At 70.8% G+C, this 16,783-nt stretch carries 17 protein-coding genes; 6 read left to right on the top strand and 11 right to left on the bottom strand.

Annotated elements, in window-relative coordinates; genetic code table 11:
• Positions 1-53: 53 nt before the first annotated feature.
• From AB0M83_RS09200 to AB0M83_RS09190, 3 genes are all read right to left on the bottom strand, one after another.
• Positions 54-803: a PRC and DUF2382 domain-containing protein gene (locus AB0M83_RS09200; RefSeq protein WP_364514744.1), complete on the bottom strand. Its 750-nt coding sequence runs from the start codon at positions 801-803 to the stop codon at positions 54-56.
• Positions 804-854: 51 nt separating this feature from the next.
• Positions 855-1,394, bottom strand: coding sequence for a hypothetical protein (locus tag AB0M83_RS09195; RefSeq protein ID WP_364514741.1), 540 nt, complete (start codon positions 1,392-1,394; stop codon positions 855-857).
• Between the two features lie 437 nt (positions 1,395-1,831).
• Positions 1,832-2,320, bottom strand: a complete 489-nt coding sequence (locus AB0M83_RS09190; RefSeq protein ID WP_364514739.1) for a hypothetical protein — start codon at positions 2,318-2,320, stop codon at positions 1,832-1,834.
• A 437-nt stretch (positions 2,321-2,757) separates the two neighbouring features.
• On the opposite strand from AB0M83_RS09190, the gene AB0M83_RS09185 reads away from it, so the two are divergent.
• From AB0M83_RS09185 to AB0M83_RS09170, 4 genes are all read left to right on the top strand, one after another.
• Positions 2,758-3,645: a MurR/RpiR family transcriptional regulator gene (locus AB0M83_RS09185; RefSeq protein WP_364514736.1), complete on the top strand. Its 888-nt coding sequence runs from the start codon at positions 2,758-2,760 to the stop codon at positions 3,643-3,645.
• A complete protein-coding gene (gene rocD, locus AB0M83_RS09180; RefSeq protein ID WP_364514733.1) occupies positions 3,642-4,832 on the top strand; it encodes an ornithine--oxo-acid transaminase in 1,191 nt (396 codons plus the stop codon). Before AB0M83_RS09185 ends, rocD begins: the two co-directional genes overlap by 4 nt.
• Positions 4,829-5,746, top strand: a complete 918-nt coding sequence (locus tag AB0M83_RS09175; protein WP_364514730.1) for a GDSL-type esterase/lipase family protein — start codon at positions 4,829-4,831, stop codon at positions 5,744-5,746. The genes rocD and AB0M83_RS09175 overlap by 4 nt, the downstream gene beginning before the upstream one ends.
• 239 nt (positions 5,747-5,985) lie before the next feature.
• A complete protein-coding gene (locus AB0M83_RS09170; protein ID WP_364514727.1) occupies positions 5,986-6,873 on the top strand; it encodes a MurR/RpiR family transcriptional regulator in 888 nt (295 codons plus the stop codon).
• Between the two features lie 6 nt (positions 6,874-6,879).
• Here the strand turns inward: AB0M83_RS09170 and proC are convergent, their stop codons facing one another.
• The 8 genes from proC to AB0M83_RS09130 all read right to left on the bottom strand — a co-directional run bounded on the left by proC (position 6,880) and on the right by AB0M83_RS09130 (position 14,931).
• Entirely contained in the window at positions 6,880-7,653 is a 774-nt protein-coding gene (gene proC, locus AB0M83_RS09165; protein ID WP_364514724.1) for a pyrroline-5-carboxylate reductase, read from the bottom strand.
• A complete protein-coding gene (locus tag AB0M83_RS09160) occupies positions 7,650-8,624 on the bottom strand; it encodes a proline racemase family protein (RefSeq protein ID WP_364514721.1) in 975 nt (324 codons plus the stop codon). The genes proC and AB0M83_RS09160 overlap by 4 nt, the downstream gene beginning before the upstream one ends.
• Positions 8,621-9,547: a pyridoxal-phosphate dependent enzyme gene (locus AB0M83_RS09155; protein WP_364514718.1), complete on the bottom strand. Its 927-nt coding sequence runs from the start codon at positions 9,545-9,547 to the stop codon at positions 8,621-8,623. The genes AB0M83_RS09160 and AB0M83_RS09155 overlap by 4 nt, the downstream gene beginning before the upstream one ends.
• Positions 9,540-10,946 carry a serine hydrolase gene (locus AB0M83_RS09150; protein WP_364514715.1) on the bottom strand — a complete coding sequence of 469 codons (1,407 nt, stop codon included), beginning with the start codon at positions 10,944-10,946 and terminating at the stop codon, positions 9,540-9,542. The genes AB0M83_RS09155 and AB0M83_RS09150 overlap by 8 nt, the downstream gene beginning before the upstream one ends.
• Positions 10,943-11,776 carry a PHB depolymerase family esterase gene (locus tag AB0M83_RS09145; RefSeq protein ID WP_364514712.1) on the bottom strand — a complete coding sequence of 278 codons (834 nt, stop codon included), beginning with the start codon at positions 11,774-11,776 and terminating at the stop codon, positions 10,943-10,945. The genes AB0M83_RS09150 and AB0M83_RS09145 overlap by 4 nt, the downstream gene beginning before the upstream one ends.
• Positions 11,777-11,804: 28 nt before the next feature.
• Positions 11,805-13,004, bottom strand: coding sequence for a CopD family protein (locus AB0M83_RS09140; RefSeq protein WP_364515057.1), 1,200 nt, complete (start codon positions 13,002-13,004; stop codon positions 11,805-11,807).
• 156 nt (positions 13,005-13,160) lie between these two features.
• Positions 13,161-14,075 carry a MurR/RpiR family transcriptional regulator gene (locus AB0M83_RS09135; RefSeq protein ID WP_364514709.1) on the bottom strand — a complete coding sequence of 305 codons (915 nt, stop codon included), beginning with the start codon at positions 14,073-14,075 and terminating at the stop codon, positions 13,161-13,163.
• A gap of 25 nt (positions 14,076-14,100) precedes the next feature.
• On the bottom strand, positions 14,101-14,931 hold the full coding sequence (locus AB0M83_RS09130) for a PHB depolymerase family esterase (protein ID WP_364514707.1): 831 nt from the start codon (positions 14,929-14,931) through the stop codon (positions 14,101-14,103).
• 142 nt (positions 14,932-15,073) lie between these two features.
• On the opposite strand from AB0M83_RS09130, the gene AB0M83_RS09125 reads away from it, so the two are divergent.
• The gene (locus tag AB0M83_RS09125; RefSeq protein WP_364514704.1) at positions 15,074-15,811 is read left to right on the top strand and encodes an amino acid ABC transporter ATP-binding protein; all 738 of its coding nucleotides are present in this window, start codon (positions 15,074-15,076) and stop codon (positions 15,809-15,811) included.
• 27 nt (positions 15,812-15,838) lie between these two features.
• Positions 15,839-16,771, top strand: coding sequence for a transporter substrate-binding domain-containing protein (locus AB0M83_RS09120; RefSeq protein WP_364514701.1), 933 nt, complete (start codon positions 15,839-15,841; stop codon positions 16,769-16,771).
• Positions 16,772-16,783: the final 12 nt, after the last annotated feature.

Genomic DNA, 16,783 nt, shown 5'->3' with positions numbered 1-16,783 from the left:
CGCGTCCGTGCTCGCGCCGCCCCTCAGCGACGCGAGCACGGACATCCCGAATCTCAGGGCCGACGTTTCCGGGCGTCGTCCGTCACCTCGATCTGCTCCTTGCGCACCTCACCCGTCACGGTCTGCTCCTCGGCCACGGTCTGCTTTCCCAGGCGCACCTTCTCGACAGGCACAGCTTCCTTCCGCACGACCGGCTTCTCGGCGTGCAACGTCACCTCCTGCTCCGCTTCTTCCACGCGGTGCTCCCCCGGACGCCCGTCGGTGATCGGCTCCCGTTCGACGCGCACCTCCTCGTGCCGAACAGGGACCCGCACCCGCTGCTCTTCGGTGACCACGTACTTGCGAAGCCGGACACGGCCCGACTCGACCGCTTCGGTACCGACCTTCAGCCGTTCCTCCGAGCGGGTCATCGACTCCTGGCCGTCCCCTCCCGTCCGGCCGGCGTCGTGCTCGCGGCCACGGCCCGGCTCCGTGCCTCGGGCGCCGCCGGCCTCGGAGAGACCGTAATACCGGTACAGTTCCTGGCTTTCCTCAGGCGACAGGTGCCCGTCGGCGTCCAGCCGAGGAGCCCCGGACACCTTGTCCTTGGTCACGGGCGCCACGATGTCGTCCCCACGCAGCCGGGAACCCTGCAGCGGCACGAAGCTTTCCTTGTGGCCGAAGAGACCGGTCTTCACCGTGGCCCACTCGGGGTTGCCGGTGTCGTCGGCCACGTAGACCGAACCGATGCTGCCGATCTTGTCGCCGTCACGATCGATGACGTTGTGCCCGATCAGATTATCGGGCTGCACAGTGCGAGACACGGAGATCCCGTCCTTCCGTTGCTGACTGACCTGTCGATGGCGTGCTGGGCGTTACTTCGTTCCGACGATGGCGGGCTGGTTGTGCGGCAGCTCGATGTGGGCTTTCTGCCGGTCCAGCTGTTCCGCGCCGTTGGCGGCGTCGACGTGTTCGGCGGCGGCGAACGCATCGCCGTTGGCGACGACCGTGCCGTCGAAGTCCAGCAACTGACCGGGTTTGACCGCCACCGGCGAGTTTCCCTGCGGCAGCAGCTTGATCCACACCCGGTCCGTGGTGTTGTCGCCGATCCAGAAACCTTCCGGTCCCGGCACGGACTGGACCGGCACCGCGTGACCGGACACCGGCTTGCCGACGAGGCCGAGGAGGTCACCGCCTTGCGGCAACGGAAACATTTCCTGCCCTCCAGCGTTGAGCTGGCCGGCAGGGACACCCGACGCTGCCGGGCCTGAGGACGGCGTTCCTGGCGCACTCGTCGCACTGGTCGGCGGCATGGCGTTGCTCGGTGCCGCGCCGTTGCCGGCGTTCTGGTCGTCGCCGTTGCAGCGCGCCAGCAGGAAGATGAGGAGGGCGATGGCGATGAGCGCCACCAGCACCAGCCACAGCCAGTTGCGGCTCTTGCGCCGTCCGGTGCCGGTGGTCTCGGTCGCTCCCGCCGTACGCCCAGTACGTGGACGGGACATCTCCTGTGCTGTCGGATGTCCGCGTTCCTGGGCGGTGGACGATCGACGGGGTTCTCCTGGCTGAGCCACGAAACACCTTCTTTCATCGGCGGCAGAGCTCTAGGGGGTTACCCGCGGACACCGATGACATCTGGCTTCGAGCGTCTCTGTACTCAAGGGAGTGACAGCAACCTGGAGGCCAAGCTGGTCCAGGCGCACGGCGATCACTCGGCCAGGTGAATGCCTCATGCGCATACGCCGAAGGCGAATGACTTTCGCACCACCGCGAAGAAACCCGGCCAGCTCGAAGCTCGCCGGGCGCGGGCCGAGTCCGGAGTGACCGGATCTCGCGTTCGCGTGGCCGGATGGGGTCAGGCCGTCTTCGGGCGGCCGGGCGCGGCCTGCTTCCGCCGGACACGCCGGCGATAGCGGATCAAGCTGGAGATGCTCAGGGCGAACAGGACCAGCGCGATGCCACCGATCACGAAGCACGTGATGGCGGTCGTGAGAGTGTCGCCGTTGTGCTCGGGGTCGCCGGGGTCGTAGTTGATCGGAAAGCTGTCACCGACGTGGGCGTCATAGGGGATGGCCCGCTCGGTGTGGTAAGTGCTGGCACCGACGGTGAAAACCGCGTCGCCGGTGCTGCAGGCGTTACCCGGCGTCGCGGTGTAACAGGCGACGACGGTCGCGGTGGCGGACGCGGGTTCGTTCGGCGCCTGCTGCCATTTGTACACGCCGACCGAGAGCAGGGCTGCCGCAACACCGCCACAGAGCACCGCGCCGACGATGAAGCCCGCCCAATTGAAGCGTTCACGCTTGCCCCGAGACTGCTTCGCGCGACTCTTACGACTCTGGTTCACCGACACAGAATCTCACGCTCGTCCGCACCGAGTGCGATAAAGATGGCGGTCACCACAGCCACCGGGTCGGCCGCGAGCGACCGGGCCGGCGGCGGGGAAGACATCAGTCCGTCGCGATCGGACGGCCGCTAGCCGTCTCCTGCCGATCCGCTCCGGCGCCGGCACTCCACACTGCGCCTGCGCCTGCGCCTGCGCCTGCGCCTGCGCCTGCGCCTGCGCCAGGAGTACTTGATGTAGCCCGGCACCGACAGCGGACTGCTGATCGAGGCGGCGTGTGGCCCCACACCCGCGTCGTGTCCTTGGCCCAGAACGTCGCGATGGCGTCACCGGTCGGCACGGGCAGCTCCTCCGACCGGATGTAGTAGCCACTACAGACCTTGCATCTCATGCTTGATGCGTTAGTGTGTAGTCAATTCTACAGGAAGTCGCAGAACGTAATGGATACTACAGAGCTTTCGCTGCAGGACCGGATCACCGGCCGGCTGGCAATGATGTCGAAGGCGGAGCGGAAGGTCGCGGAGTACCTGCGCACCCACAGTCGCGAAGCCATCTTCGCCACCGCCGAGCAGATCGCGGCGGCCGCCGGCACCAGCGACGCGACCGTCGTCCGGACGGCCCGCTCGCTCGGTTACGCGGGCCTGCTGGAACTGCGGCACAGCCTCACCCGGCAGGTCGTGCGAGCGACGAGCCCGGCACCCCCGCCCGGGCGGCCGGACGAGCGGGTCTCGGCCACCGCCGCCCTGCTCGACCGGGTGTTCACCGAAGCGGCGCAGCGCCTCGCGGACACCTGGCGGCTCGCCACCGAAGACGCGTTCGACACGGCGGTCGAAGCCCTGGCCGGCGCCCGCGAAGTGCTCGCCTTCGGGATCGGGCCGTCCGAATCGGTCGCGGCCTACCTGGCCCTGCGGCTGCGCCGCATTGGCCGGCGGGCGCGGGTCAGCGGTGCCACCGGTTTCCGCCTGGCCGACGACCTCCTCGAGCTCGGCCGCGGCGACGTGGTCGTCCTGTACTCCCCCAGTCGGCTGCTCGCCGAGCTGGAGATCGTGCTCGACCACGCCACCGCCGTCGGCGCGCGGACCGTGCTGATCTCCGGCTCCCTGGCTCCCGTGTACGCCGACCGCGTGCACGTCTCGCTGCTCGCCGTGGACAGCGACACCGGCTCCACCGGCGAAGGCCTGCCGTCCCAGGTGCTCACCGACGCCCTCGTGCTCGCGGTGCGCGCCGAGGACGAAACCCGCGCCACCGAGCGCGCCGAACTGCTGACCGGGCTGCGGTCCGAGCTCAGCCAAACCCGTACCCGATCCCGGAAGAAAGAGACCCCGTGAGCGCGACGACCGAAGAAATCAGCCGCGTCGAGGCCGGTACCGCCCGCAACTACCACCCGCTGCCGGTCGTGCTGACCGAAGGGCGGGGCGCCTGGGTCACCGACGTGGAGGGCCGGCGCTACCTCGACCTGCTCGCCGGGTACAGCGCCCTGAACTTCGGCCACGGCGACAAGGAACTCCTGTCGGTGGCCCACGAGCAGCTGGACCGGCTCACGCTGACCAGCCGCGCGTTCCACCACGACCGGCTCGGCACCTTCGGCGAAGAACTGGCCGCGCTGGCCGGTATGGAGATGGTACTGCCGATGAACACCGGCGCCGAAGCCGTCGAGACGGCGATCAAGGTGGCCCGGAAGTGGGGCTACACGGTCAAAGGCGTGCCCGCCGGACGCGCGCGGATCATCGTGGCGGGCGGGAACTTCCACGGCCGCACCACGACCATCGTCAGCTTCTCCGACGACCCGGTCGCCACCGCGGACTTCGGGCCGTTCACGCCGGGGTTCGACATCGTCCCGTTCGGCGACGCCGGGGCACTGCGCGCGGCGATCACCGAGGACACCGTCGCGGTGCTGATCGAGCCGGTGCAAGGGGAAGCGGGCGTGCTCCTGCCTCCGGCCGGCTACCTCGCCGCCGTCCGCGAAACCTGCACCGCGAACGACGTCCTGATGATCGCCGACGAGATCCAGTCCGGGCTCGGCCGCACCGGGCGCACCTTCGCCTGCGAGCACTTCGGCGTCGTGCCGGACGTCTACCTGCTCGGCAAGGCGCTCGGCGGCGGCCTGGTGCCGCTGTCCGCGGTGGTGTCCCGCCGCGACGTCCTCGGTGTCCTGCGCCCGGGCCAGCACGGCAGCACGTTCGGCGGCAACCCGCTGGCTTGCGCCATCGGCACCGCCGTCGTCCGCAAGCTCGCGACCGGGGACCCGCAGCGCCGGGCCGCGGAGCTGGGTGCGGTCTTCGCCGGGCTCCTCGCCGGGCTGCCGAACGTCCGGGAGGTGCGCACGCTCGGCCTCTGGGCCGGGGTCGACGTGCTCGGCCGCAGCGGGCGAGAGGTGTGCGAGGGGCTGCTCCGCCGCGGCGTGCTGGCGAAGGACGCCCACGGCTCGACGATCCGCCTCGCGCCGCCGCTGGTGATCGACGAGGAGGACCTGCGGCACGCCGTCGCGCAGCTCGCCGAGGAGCTCGGCTCGTGAAGGAATTCCTGCGCGGCCACGCCGAACTCGTCGAGGAGGACGGCCGGTTCGTCCCCCGCAGGCTGCCCGCCGGATCGCTGCACCCGCGGCTCGACGACGTCGCGCGGATGCCCGCCGGGGTGCGGCTGGAGTTCGACACCGACGCGCGCGGGTTCGAGTGGGACGTGCGGTCCGGCGGGGTCGTCGACGTCGTGGTCGACGACGAGCTGGTCAGCCGTGCACGCGCGGTCCGCCTCGACGGCCTCCCCGCCGGACGCAAGCGCGTGCGGATCTGGCTGCCGCAGTCGGACCACGCCAGCCTGGGAGAACTCAGCTTGAGCGGCGAGATGACGCCCGTACCGGAAGGTCCGCGCTGGATCGCGTACGGCAGCTCGATCACCCAGTGCCGGCTGGCCGCCGGGCCGTCCGAGACGTGGCCCGCCCTGGTGGCGACCGAGCTCGGCTGGTCCGTGCGCTGCCTCGGGTTCGCGGGCGAGTGCCACCTCGATCCCGTGGTGGCCCGGTACATCCGCGACACCGAAGCGGACGTCATCAGCCTGTGCGTGGGCGTCAACATCCACGGTGCCGCGTCGTTCTCCGCCCGCTCGCTCGGGCCCGCGCTCGAAGGGTTCGTCCGCACGATCCGCGACGGCCACCCGGACACCCCGATCCTGCTCACCACTCCCCTGCACGCGCCCGAACGCGAGCAGCAGCGCAACGCGCTCGGACTCACCCTCGCCGACGTGCGGGCGGAGGTCGCGAACACCGCCCACGGCCTGCCCGTCGTCGACGGCCCGTCGATCCTCGGCCCCGCCGACGCCGGGCTCCTCGCCGACGGCCTGCACCCGGACGCCGAGGGCTACCGCCTCATCGCCGAGCGGCTGCGGCCGCACCTCGCCGCGCTGCTCCCCGCGACCGAAGGGCGCCACCTATGAAGATCCTGGTCCTGCCGGGGACGGCATCGGCCCCGACATCACGACGGCGCCCCTCGACGTCCTCGCCGCCGCCGACCGGCTCCTGGAGCTCGGCTTGGAGTTCGAGAACCGCGCCATCGGGCTTGCGTCGCCAACGGTCCGGAAGGTCGCAAGCCCTCCAAGGCCGGTGAGGCCCCGGCACAGGCTCGCCGCGCCGTGGTAGCGGTGATCGGCGCCGGGTCGTGGGTAGGCTTCCGGGGGTGAGCGGTCGGGAAGAAGGCGAAGACCAGCTGGCCGAGCGGATCGGGCAGCGAATCGGCGAGCTGTCGGCCGCCGAGCGGCGGGTGGCCGAGTACCTGTGGAAGCACCCCGGGATGATCGTCCTGTCGACTGCCGGGGAGCTCGGGGAGCTGAGCGGGACCAGCGACGCCACCGTCATCCGGACGGTCAAGTCCCTCGGCTATTCGGGGCTGCCCGAGCTCAAGCGCACGGTGGGCCGGCACGTCGTGTCGGACACGCCGGCCACCCGGCTGCGGCACCGGGTCGAGGAGGCCGGCGACGACAGCGCCTCCCAGCTCGACCAGCTGCTCGCGGAGTCCGTCGACCGCCTGACCGAGACCCGGCGGCTGCTCACCGAACCGGCGTTCACCCAGGCCGCGGATCTCCTCGCCGGCGCGCGCGAGGTGCTCGGCTACGGCCTCGGCGTCGCGGAGCTCCCGATGCGCTACCTCGCGACACGCCTGCAGCGCCTCGGCCGCCGGGCGCGCAGCACGTCGGCGACGGGGTTCCGGCTCGCCGACGAGCTGCTGACCCTCGAGGCTGGTGACGTGTTCGTGCTGAACGCGCCCGAGCGCTTGCTGCCGGACATGACGACGGCACTTCGCCACGCTCGCACCGCCGGGGCGGGGATCCTGCTGCTGACGGACTCACTGGGGGCCACTTTGGACAGTCAGGTGGACGTGACGCTGCCGGCCGTGCGGTCTTCGACGGGGCTCACCCAGGAGGGGCTCAGCACGACGCTGGTGCTGGATTGCCTGCTGTTGGCGGTGGCGAAGCGGGAGCCGGCTGCGGTGTCGGCGAACACGGAGCTGCTGGCCGATCTGCGGGACCGGTTGGCGCCGCGGGACATGCGGTCGCGGCGCAGCTGAGGCACCTCATCGTCCCATTTCGATCGACCGGTCCCGCGCCGCCACCACCGCGGCCATCACCGCCGCGCGCAACGCCCGGCCTTCCAGCTCCCGCATCGCCGCGATCGTCGTGCCTCCCGGACTGCACACCGCCGCCCGCAGCCCCGCCGGGTCCGCATCCGGAGCCCCCAGCATCCGGCCCGTTCCCTCCGCCGTCGTCAGGACCAGCTCCTCCGCCAGCGACCGCGGCAATCCCGCGAGGACTCCCGCGTCGATCATCGCCTCCGCCAGCAGTGCGAAGTACGCCGGTCCGCCGCCCGACAACGCCGTTACCGTGTCCAACTGGGTTTCCGCCACCTCGATCACGCGTCCCAGCGGTGCGAGCATCGTGCGTACGCGGTCGAGGTCCGCCGCCACCGCGTGCGTGCCACCGGAGATCGCGATCGTGCCCAGGCCCACCGAGACCGGGAGGTTCGGCATCGTCCGCACCACCGCCACGTCCGGCAAGCTCGCCTCCATGCGAGCGATGGGCGTCCCACCCACCGCCGACACGATCAGCTGCCCCGGCCGCACGTGCGGAGCCAGGGAATCCAGCAATGCCGCGAAGTGATACGGCTTGACGACGACGAAAACAGTCGAGGCCGAAGCAACCGCCGATTCCAGCGAAGCCACCTTGACGTTGTAGCGCGACTCCAGATACGAAGCCCGCGAAGGATTCTGCTCCACGACGGTGACGTCCGAGCCGAGCCCCGCCAGCAGGGCCTCGCCCATGTTCCCGCCACCCACGATGGTCGTGCTCATCGCAGCACGAACCCCCTTCCCAGCTCGTCGTCCGGATCGAGGCTGAACGTGCATTCGCCGGTCAGGTAAGCGTTTCCCGAGACTTCGGTCGCGACGGAGGAGCCGCCGGAAAGGACCCGGCCGGTGAACCGGGTCCCGATGATCGAGTCGTGCGTCAGCACCGCTCCGGCGGGCAACCGGCCGTCCGCGGCCAGCAGCGCGAGCCGCGCCGACGTCCCCGATCCGCACGGCGAGCGGTCGACCTGGCCGTCGGCGAAGATCGTGACGCTCCGCTGGTGCGGTCCCGAAGGGGTGTCCCCGAGGTCGTCGTAGAAGATCGTGCCGTAGATGCCGCTCAAGCGGCTGTCCGAGTGCGAGGCCCACGACGTCGTGTTCAGCGCGCCCTTGATTTCGCGCCCGGCCGCGATCAGCTCCGTGTAGTGCGAAGGCGAAACCGTCAACCCCACCGAGGAAGTCGGCACCGACGCGTAGATCGCCCCGCCGTAGCTGACGTCGACGCGCGCCGGGCCCACCGGGATGTCCCGGCCGATCACGTACGCGTCCACGTTCCGGAAAGCCACCTGCCGCACGACGCCGGAAACGCACGTCACCGCCGCCGTGACCCGCCCGGACGGCACGTCCATGACCACCTCGGTGACGCCGTCGCGAACCGCGGCGACCCGGCCGGTGCGCACCGCCCACGCGCCCAGCGCGATCGTGCCGTGCCCGCACGCCGTCGAGTAGCCGTCCTTGTGCCAGAACAGGACGCCGAACTCGGCGCCGTCGTCGTCGGGCGGCACGAGGAAGCAGCCGTACATGTCGGCGTGCCCGCGCGGTTCCCGCACCAGCAGTTGCCGGACGGCGTCGATCGCCGGGGACGCCTCCGCGGCGGCCCGGCGGTCGAGCACGGTCACCCCTGGGATGTCCGGTACGCCCGCTGTGACGATCCGGAAGGGCTCCCCCGCCGTGTGGTAGTCGGTCGTCGTGATCATCGCTCTCCCAGGATCGCGGTCAGCAGGCCCAGGTCGATGTTGCGGCCGGAGACGACCAGTACCACGGGCCGATCGAGCGGCACCAGCCCGTCGCGCAACGCCGCCAGCGACGTCGCCGAAGCACCCTCCGCGACGAGCCCGGCGGTCGTCACGAGCTCGCGGACCGACCGGCGGATCGCCGTCTCGGCCACGGCGACCATGGTCACGCCGCAGTCCCGCACGATGCCGGGTGTCCGGGACGCCGCTTCCAGGTTGCCGGCCAGCCCGTCCGCGATGGTCTCCCCCATCTCCACCGGCACCACGCGTCCCGCCGCGACGGCGGTCGACAACGCGCGGCAGGCCTCGGCTTCCACCCCGATGACGCGGACGTCCTGCGTCGCGCGGCGAGCGCCCAGCGCCACACCGGACAGCAGGCCGCCGGCGCCGGCCGGGACGACGACCGTGAAGTCGTCTTCCAGCACGCGAGCCACCTCGGTGAGGAGGGTGCTCTGCCCCGCGATGACGTGCGGGTCGTCGTAGGCCGAAACGTACTGCCCGGGCAGCCCGAGCGCGTGCCGCTCGGCGCCGTCGAAGTCCTCGCCCGCCAGGACGAGGTCGATCGGGTACCGCCGCAGCGCCTCGACCTTCACCGAAGCGGCCGTCTTCGGCACCACCACGGTCGCGTCGCACGACAACAGCCGGGAACCGTAGGCGATCCCGAGCGCGTGGTTGCCCGCCGACGCCGTGACCACCGGCCGGCCCGCGTACGCCGTGAGAGCCGCCAGCGCACCCCGGATCTTGAAGGCGCCGACCGGCTGGGCGCCGTCGTACTTCAGGTACACCGGGACGTCGAGCCCGGCCTCCGGGTACGGGATCAGCGGGGTCGGCGGCAGGTGCCGGGAAACGACGGCCCAGGCCTGGTCGAGCACGGCGGCGTCAAGCACGGGCGGTCCCCCGTGCGGGCGGCAGCACCGTCGGGCCCGAGTTGCAGTTGACGCGATGCTCGAGGACGACGTCATCGCCCTCGAACCTCAGCGTCAGCCGGTCGATGAACGGGCCTTCCAGGAAGTGCCAGGTCAGCTCCAGGACGTCCGCCTCGGCCCACCGCGCGCCGGCCAGGATCGGCGCCGCGTCCTCCTGGTAGGAGTGGTGCAGCCGCCAGACGCTCACGCCCGTGCGCTGCCGCGCCCATTCCCCCAGGCCGTGCTCGATCTTGTGCATCCCGCGGTCATCTTCGATCCCGAGCCGCACGACGCCGTCATCGACCTCGACGGACAGCGAGCGAACGCCCTGCTCATTGGACTCGAAGTCGAAGACGTGAAAAGAAAGCGGACTGTCGACAGCGGATTCGAGAGGCTCGGGCTCGCGAGCGCGCGTCACCCACTGCGAAAGCGATTCGACGTCGTCGGAAGAAAACGCTTGCCAGAACGCCTCGCGCAGCATGCCCGGCAGGTCGTGGTAGGCCGGATCCGGCATCGCGCCGGTGACCACGACGACGCCGCCGTGCTCCGGGAACACCATGCACTCCTGCCCGAACAGGCCGGACGCGGTGTAGATGCCGCTCTCGCTCACCCAGAACTGGTAGCCGTACCCGGAGCCGGCGACGGCGTCCGGGCCGGGCGGGACCAGCTCGGTGCCGTTCCACTCACCGCTCACCGCCTTCCGGACGTGCAGGCCCGACGCCTTGCGCACCCACCCGGCGGGCAGCACGCGACGCCCTTCCCAGACGCCGTCCTCCAGGTACAGGACGCCGAACGAGAGCAGGTCGCGCGGACGCAGCGACAACCCGTTGCCCCCACTGGACACGCCGGCCGGATCGCGCTCCCACGTGTAGTCCGTGATCCCCAGGGGCTCGAACAGCCGTGGCCGCAGGTATTCGTCGATCGGTTGGCCGGCGACCTCCTGCACGATCGCGGAGAGGACGTGGCTCGTCGTGCTGCTGTAGCGGAACGCGCGGCCGGGCCGGTCGACGACGGGTTCTTCGAGGAACTCGCCGGCCCAGCCGGTCTTGCGCAGCCGGGTCGTGGCACCGGAGAGCCCGCGAGCGTGCCCGGTGCGCATGGTCAGGAGGTCGCGCACGCGCATCCTGGTGTCGAGATCGCTGCCGGGGAAGTAGCCGGCGACCGGGTCTTCGAGATCCAGCAGCCCTTCGGCTTCGGCGAACCCGACGGCGGTGGCGGTGAAGCTTTTCGTGGCCGAGTGCAGCTTGTGCCGCAGCGACGGTTCGTGCGGCCACTGCCACAGGTCGTGCACCAGCTCGCCGCGGTGGTGCACGAGCAGGGAGTGCACCCGCATGCCCCGGGTGGCGAGAGTGTCCAAAAGGGACCCGACGGCCCCGGTCACCGCGGGCTCCGGGCGCCGGCCAGCAGTCCGCCGAAGAAGTCCTGCACCACGGGTACCACGCCGGTGCCGCGGTGCGCGACGCCGGGTACGAGGTCGAACCGCACGGCGATCCCCTGCGAGACGAAGTTGTCGCGCAGGGTCTCCAGCCGCGCGACCCGGGTGTCGCCGGTCGCCTCCACGCCGTCCATCCAGTTGGGGCCGCCGGGGTTCATGATCTCCCAGGTTTCGACGTCTTCGGCGCCGACGACCAGCTGCACCGGCACCCGGCGCAGCGCGTCGAGGTCGATGCGGACGCCGAAGCGCTCCTCGAAACCACCGGTGCCCAGCCACCACGGCAGGCTGTCGTCGAGCTGGGTGATCCGGCCGGGCGCGCCGATCGACACGCCGGCGAGCCGGTCCGGGTGCGCGTAGAAGAAGCGGTGCGCGAACTGGCCGCCGCCGGAGAAGCCGTGGAGGTAGAACCGGTCGCCGCGCGCGTTGAAGGTGGTGGCGGCTTCGTCGACGATGTGCAGCAGCTCTTCGTCGAACCGGATCCCGTGGTACTCCAGGAACTTGAAGCTGTGCAGCTCACCCTTTTCGACCAGCCCCGCCGGGAACAGCGGCGTGAGGATCACGCACCGGTGCTCGATCGCGAACGCCTTCCAGCGGTCCCGGTAGAGCTCGGCCGACCGCCCGGTGCCGTGCTGGATGACCACGAGCGGCAGCGGTTCGGCGTCCGGCGTGTGGTCCTTGGGCACGTACAGCGCGTAGAACAGGCGCTGGTCGTGCTGCGAGGCGAAGAAGGGCGTGCCGCCGACGAAGTGGGCGCGCTCGGAGGCGAGGTCGATCATGGAGAAGTGTCCTCCTAGGACGGTGGGGTCAGTACTCGGGGACCGCTTCGCGAGCGGGAGCGGTGTCGGCCGTCCGGGAGAGCCGTTCGCTCACCTTCGCCGTGGTGACGAAGGAGATCGCGAGCAGCACGGCCAGCAGGACGCCGATGCCCACGATGCCGCCGCTGAGCGTCGGGTCGGGCTCGCCGGTCTCGGCGCGGGCCGAACCGGTCAGGAACGACAGCACGAAGAGCACGCCGATCGCGAGGACCACCTCGACGGTGACCAGGGCGGGGAACACGCGCAGGGCGAGCCGGAACACCGAACCCTCCTCGCCCGCCGCGCGGGCCCGCGCGATCCGCGGCATGAGCAGGAACTCGTTCAGCGCGCCGACGCCGATCATGGTCGCCACCAGGCAGACCTTCACCAGCAGGAAGCGGCCGAAGCTGGTGGTGAGCAGCTCGCCGGGGCTGCCGACGAGGCTCCAGGCCAGGTACAGGCCGCTGATCAGCAGACAGCCGACGGCGCACAGGGCGACGGTGCTGAACCGCGTCCAGATCTGCGCCCACGTGGCCCCGGCGCCCGGGGTGAGCCGGCGGCGGGCCGTCGCGAGGATGACGAGAGCGGCGATCCCGCCGACCCACGTGGACACGGCGAAGACGTGCGTGTGGTCCAGCAGGCCGTCGACGAGGGTGTCGGCCGTCTCTTTCGAGAAGTCGGTCGGCAGCAGGGTGACCTGGTAGGCGACGAAGTTGAGGACGAGCGAGGTCAGCGCGACCGCGGTCAGGTGCGCGCGCACCCGCGGCGACCACAGCAGCACCAGCACGATCGCCGACGCCGCCCAGAGGAGGTACTGGGTGAGCGTCTGCGCGCCGGTCGAGAGCCACTCGCCCTTTTTGGCGGGCACGGTGACGTACTTCCAGATGGCACCCGGCTGCAGCGCGCGGCTGTAGGGGATTTCGACGCCCTTGACGCGGGCGGCCTTGCCCGCGATCTGGAAGTACAGGGCGACGAGGAACCAGGTGCCCGCGACGGCGAGCAGCAGGCTCGTCCGGCGGTGGAGCACCGTGCGGTCCGCTTCGTCGACCGAAGGTCGCTTGAGGACGGGACGCAACACGAGCAGGTGCAGCATCGTGGCGCCGATCGTCCCGATGAGGCCGGCGAAGTAGGCCATCTTCGTGACGATCCGCCACAGCGCGGGCGTGGGATTGGCGACGGCGGCCGGGACTTGCGCGAGCAGGAACGACATCACGGCGGTCTCCTCGGCGGGAACTGGGATGACCCGAGCGTAGCGGAAACTTCCAGAATGTGAAGTACGAAGTTTCCACTACAGAACAACCAGTCCACAATGGACAGCACGAGGTCACCGCTTGGCGATCGCCTCGCGGTGTGGGGGAAACCGGCGTCAGGCCCGCTTCTTGCGTCGCCGCTTGGGGGCGGCCGAGCGCTCGTCGCCCTGCACCAGTTCCGAGCGCAGCGAAGTCAGCAACTCCGAGGCCCGGGTCGCGCGGGTCTCGTCGCCGGAACCCAGCTGCAGCAACAAGGCGTCGGTCAGCACCTCGGCGCTGAGCATCTCCCCGGTGAAGTTGCTCGTCGACTGCGGCGCGGCGAGCGTGACGTCCACGCGGTCGGCGAACTGCGCCCCCAGCGAGCTGGAGACCAGCAGCACCCGGGCGCCCACGGCGTGCGCGTGGTCGAGCACGACCTCGATCTCGGCCAGCAGGCGGGCCGGGGTGTAGAGCACGACGAGGTCGTCGGCGCGCAGGCCGAGCAGGTCGTCGGCGAGCTGGAACCCGGTGGCCCAGCTCGCGCGGGCGCGCCGGCCCATGCGGGTCAGCCGCAGGGCGAGGTAGCGGGCGAGCAGCCCGGACCCGCCGAGCCCGAAGGCGAGCACCTCGCGTGCTTCGTCGAGCAGGGCGACCGCGGCGGCGAACTCGTCGTCCTCGACCAGCCGCCAGGTCGCCGCGAGCCGTTCGGCGGCCTCGGTGAACACCCGGGCGACCGCCGAACCGCCGTTTTCCCCCTCGTCGTGGAACTGCCGCACCGGACTGGTTTCGACGACGACCTCCGCAGCCAGGGAACGCCGCAGGTCGAGCAGCCCGCTGAACCCGAGGGACTTCGCCGTGCGGACGACGGTGGCGTCGCTGGTCTTGGTCACCGTGCCGATCTGCTCGGCGGTCGCGAAGATCGCGCGCCGGCCGTGGTCGCGCAGGTACTCGGCCACGATCCGCTCCGCCCGGGACATCCCGGCCAGGTTGCGGTTGATCCGGGCGCTCAGCGACAGGTCTTCGCCGTCCGTCATCTGCTCTCCCCTCGGCATCGCCGCATCGTAGTGGTCACCCCGGTCACGACCGGCCGTCGAGCACACCCGCGAAGAAGTCCTGGACGACCGGTTGCAGCTGGAGGCCCCGGTGCGCGAGCCCGGGCACGACGTCGAAGCGCACGCCGATGCCGTGCGCTTCGAAGTTGTCCCGCAACGAGGCCAGCCGGGCGACCCGCGTGTCGCCGCCCGCGTCGACGCCCGGCTCGGCGATCTCCCAGGTCTCGGTGTCCTCGGCGCCGACGATCATCTGCACCAGCACCGCCCGCAGCGCGTCGAGGTCGAGGTCGGTGCCGAACCGCTCGCGCAGGCCGGCCGTGCCCGGCCACCACGGCACCCGCGGGTCGATCCGGGTGACGCGGCCCGGCGCCCCGATCGAGAGCGCGGACAGCCGGTGCGCGTGCAGGTAGGCGAAGCGGTGGACGAACTGGCCACCGCCGGAGAAGCCGTGCAGCGCGAACCGCGTCGCGTCGACCCGGTACCGCTGCGCCACCTCGTCGACGATGTCGAGCAGGACGCGGTCGAACCGGACGCCGCGGAAGGCGAGCCGCTTGAAGCCGTGCAGGTCGCCCGGTTCGCCGATGCCGGCCGGGAAGAGCGGGGCGAGCACGACCGTCCCGTTCTCTTCGGCGAAGCCGCGGTAGGCGTCGCGGTAGCGCTCGGCCATCCGCTGCGTCCCGTGGACCACGACGGTCAGCGGGAGCGGCTTCGCCGCCGTGCGGTGCACGCCGGGTACGTAAAGGCAGTACGAGAAGCGCTGGTCCCGCTGGGAAGCGAAGAAGGCGGTCGGGCCCGAGTGGTAGTACTCGACCGGATCCAGGACGCGCGCGTCGGCACTCGGGCGCGGACTCGACATGACTGCTCCTCGGCTGGGCGGCTGCGGATGTAGCGGCTACGACAGGTGTTGACATCTCGGTAGCACGGTCTATCTTATCGGTAGCTGATGCTACAACGACTCGTTAATTGTAGCGAATGCTTCCAAATATCGGAGGAAGCCGATGACCCCGCTGGTGAGCATCCGCGGCCTGTGCAAGAGCTTCGGCGACATCGAAGTCCTGCACGACGTCGATCTCGACATCCACCACGGCGAAGTGGTCGTCGTCGTCGGGCCGTCCGGCTCGGGGAAGTCGACCCTCTGCCGGTGCGTCAACCGCCTCGAACAGATCAACTCGGGAACCATCACCCTCGACGGGGAGCCCCTGCCCGCCGAGGGCCGCCGGCTCGCGCAGCTGCGGGCCGACGTGGGCATGGTCTTCCAGTCGTTCAACCTCTTCGCCCACCGCACGATCCTCGACAACGTCACCCTCGGCCCGATCCAGGTCCGTGGGGTGCCCAGGCGCGAAGCCGAGACCGAAGCGCGGCGCCTGCTCGACCGCGTCGGCGTCGGCGACCAGGCGGGAAAACGGCCCGCCGAGCTCTCCGGCGGGCAGCAGCAGCGCGTCGCGATCGCCCGCGCGCTGGCGATGAACCCCAAGCTCGTGCTGTTCGACGAACCGACCAGCGCACTGGACCCCGAAATGGTGCACGAGGTGCTCGACGTGATGACCTCGCTCGCCGCCGACGGCACCACCATGGTCGTCGTCACCCACGAAATGGGCTTCGCCCGCAAGGCCGCCAACCGCGTCGTGTTCATGAGCGACGGCCGGATCGCCGAGCAGGGCACCCCCGAAGAGTTCTTCGACCGCACCGGCACCGCCCGGGCGCGGGACTTCCTGTCCAAGGTCCTCCAGCACTGACCCCGCCGTACAACCCCGGGAGCACCCATGAGAATCCGCACCACCGCCGTGGTCACCACCGCGCTGCTGGCGACGCTGACCGCGTGCGGCAGCGCCCCGAACCAGGCCCCCGGCGCCGCCGCCAAGCCGGCCGGCGCGGAGATCGCCGGCCGGATCGACCAGACGTCCGTGGTGGACGCCGGCCCGGTCGGGCAGAACCTGCCCAGCACGCCGATGCTGGACAAGATCCGCCAGAAGGGCGAGCTGTCGTTCGCGGGCAGCCGCAACACGATCGGCTTCTCCCAGCTCGACCCCGCGTCCGGCAAGCTGTCCGGCTTCGACGCCGGGATCGCCCAGCTGCTCGCGAAGTACCTGCTCGGCAAGCCGAACGCCAAGCTGCAGAGCGGCGGTTCCGACACGCGGGAAGCGTTGCTGGGCAACCACACCATCGACACGGCCATCCAGACCTACACGATCACGCCCGACCGCGCGAAGCTCGTCAACTTCGCCGGGCCGTACTACATGGCGGCCAGCGGCATCGTCGTGAAGTCGGGCGACACCACCATCAAGCAGGCGAGCGACCTCGCCGGCAAGAAGGTGGCCACCGAGTCCGGTGCGGCGAAGGACGCGCTCCTCAAGGCGGTGCCGACCGCACAGCCCGTCCTGTTCGACACCGCCGCGCAGTGCGTCGCCGCCGTCGAGCAGGGCCGCGCCGAAGCGATGACGCTCAACAACGCGTCGCTGTACGGCGTGGTCGCCACGAAGAGCGACGTCAAGCTGCTGGACTCGACGTTCGGCTCGAACCCGTTCGGCATCGGCCTCCCCAAGGACGACCCGGCGTTCAAGGACGTCGTCAACGGGTTCCTGAAGACGATCGAGGCCGACGGGACGTGGACGAAGCTCTGGCAGGCCACCGTCGGCACGCTCGTCAAGACGCCCGCGCCGCAGCCGCCGCAGATCGGTTCCGTGCCCGGTTCCTGAGAGGCCACCACC

Origin of the sequence: Amycolatopsis sp. NPDC051106 (assembly GCF_040682775.1) — a bacterium.
Taxonomy (GTDB): domain Bacteria; phylum Actinomycetota; class Actinomycetes; order Mycobacteriales; family Pseudonocardiaceae; genus Amycolatopsis.
The sequence above is the reverse complement of the archived record's forward strand: the minus strand, read 5'-3'. Positions and strand labels throughout refer to the sequence as shown.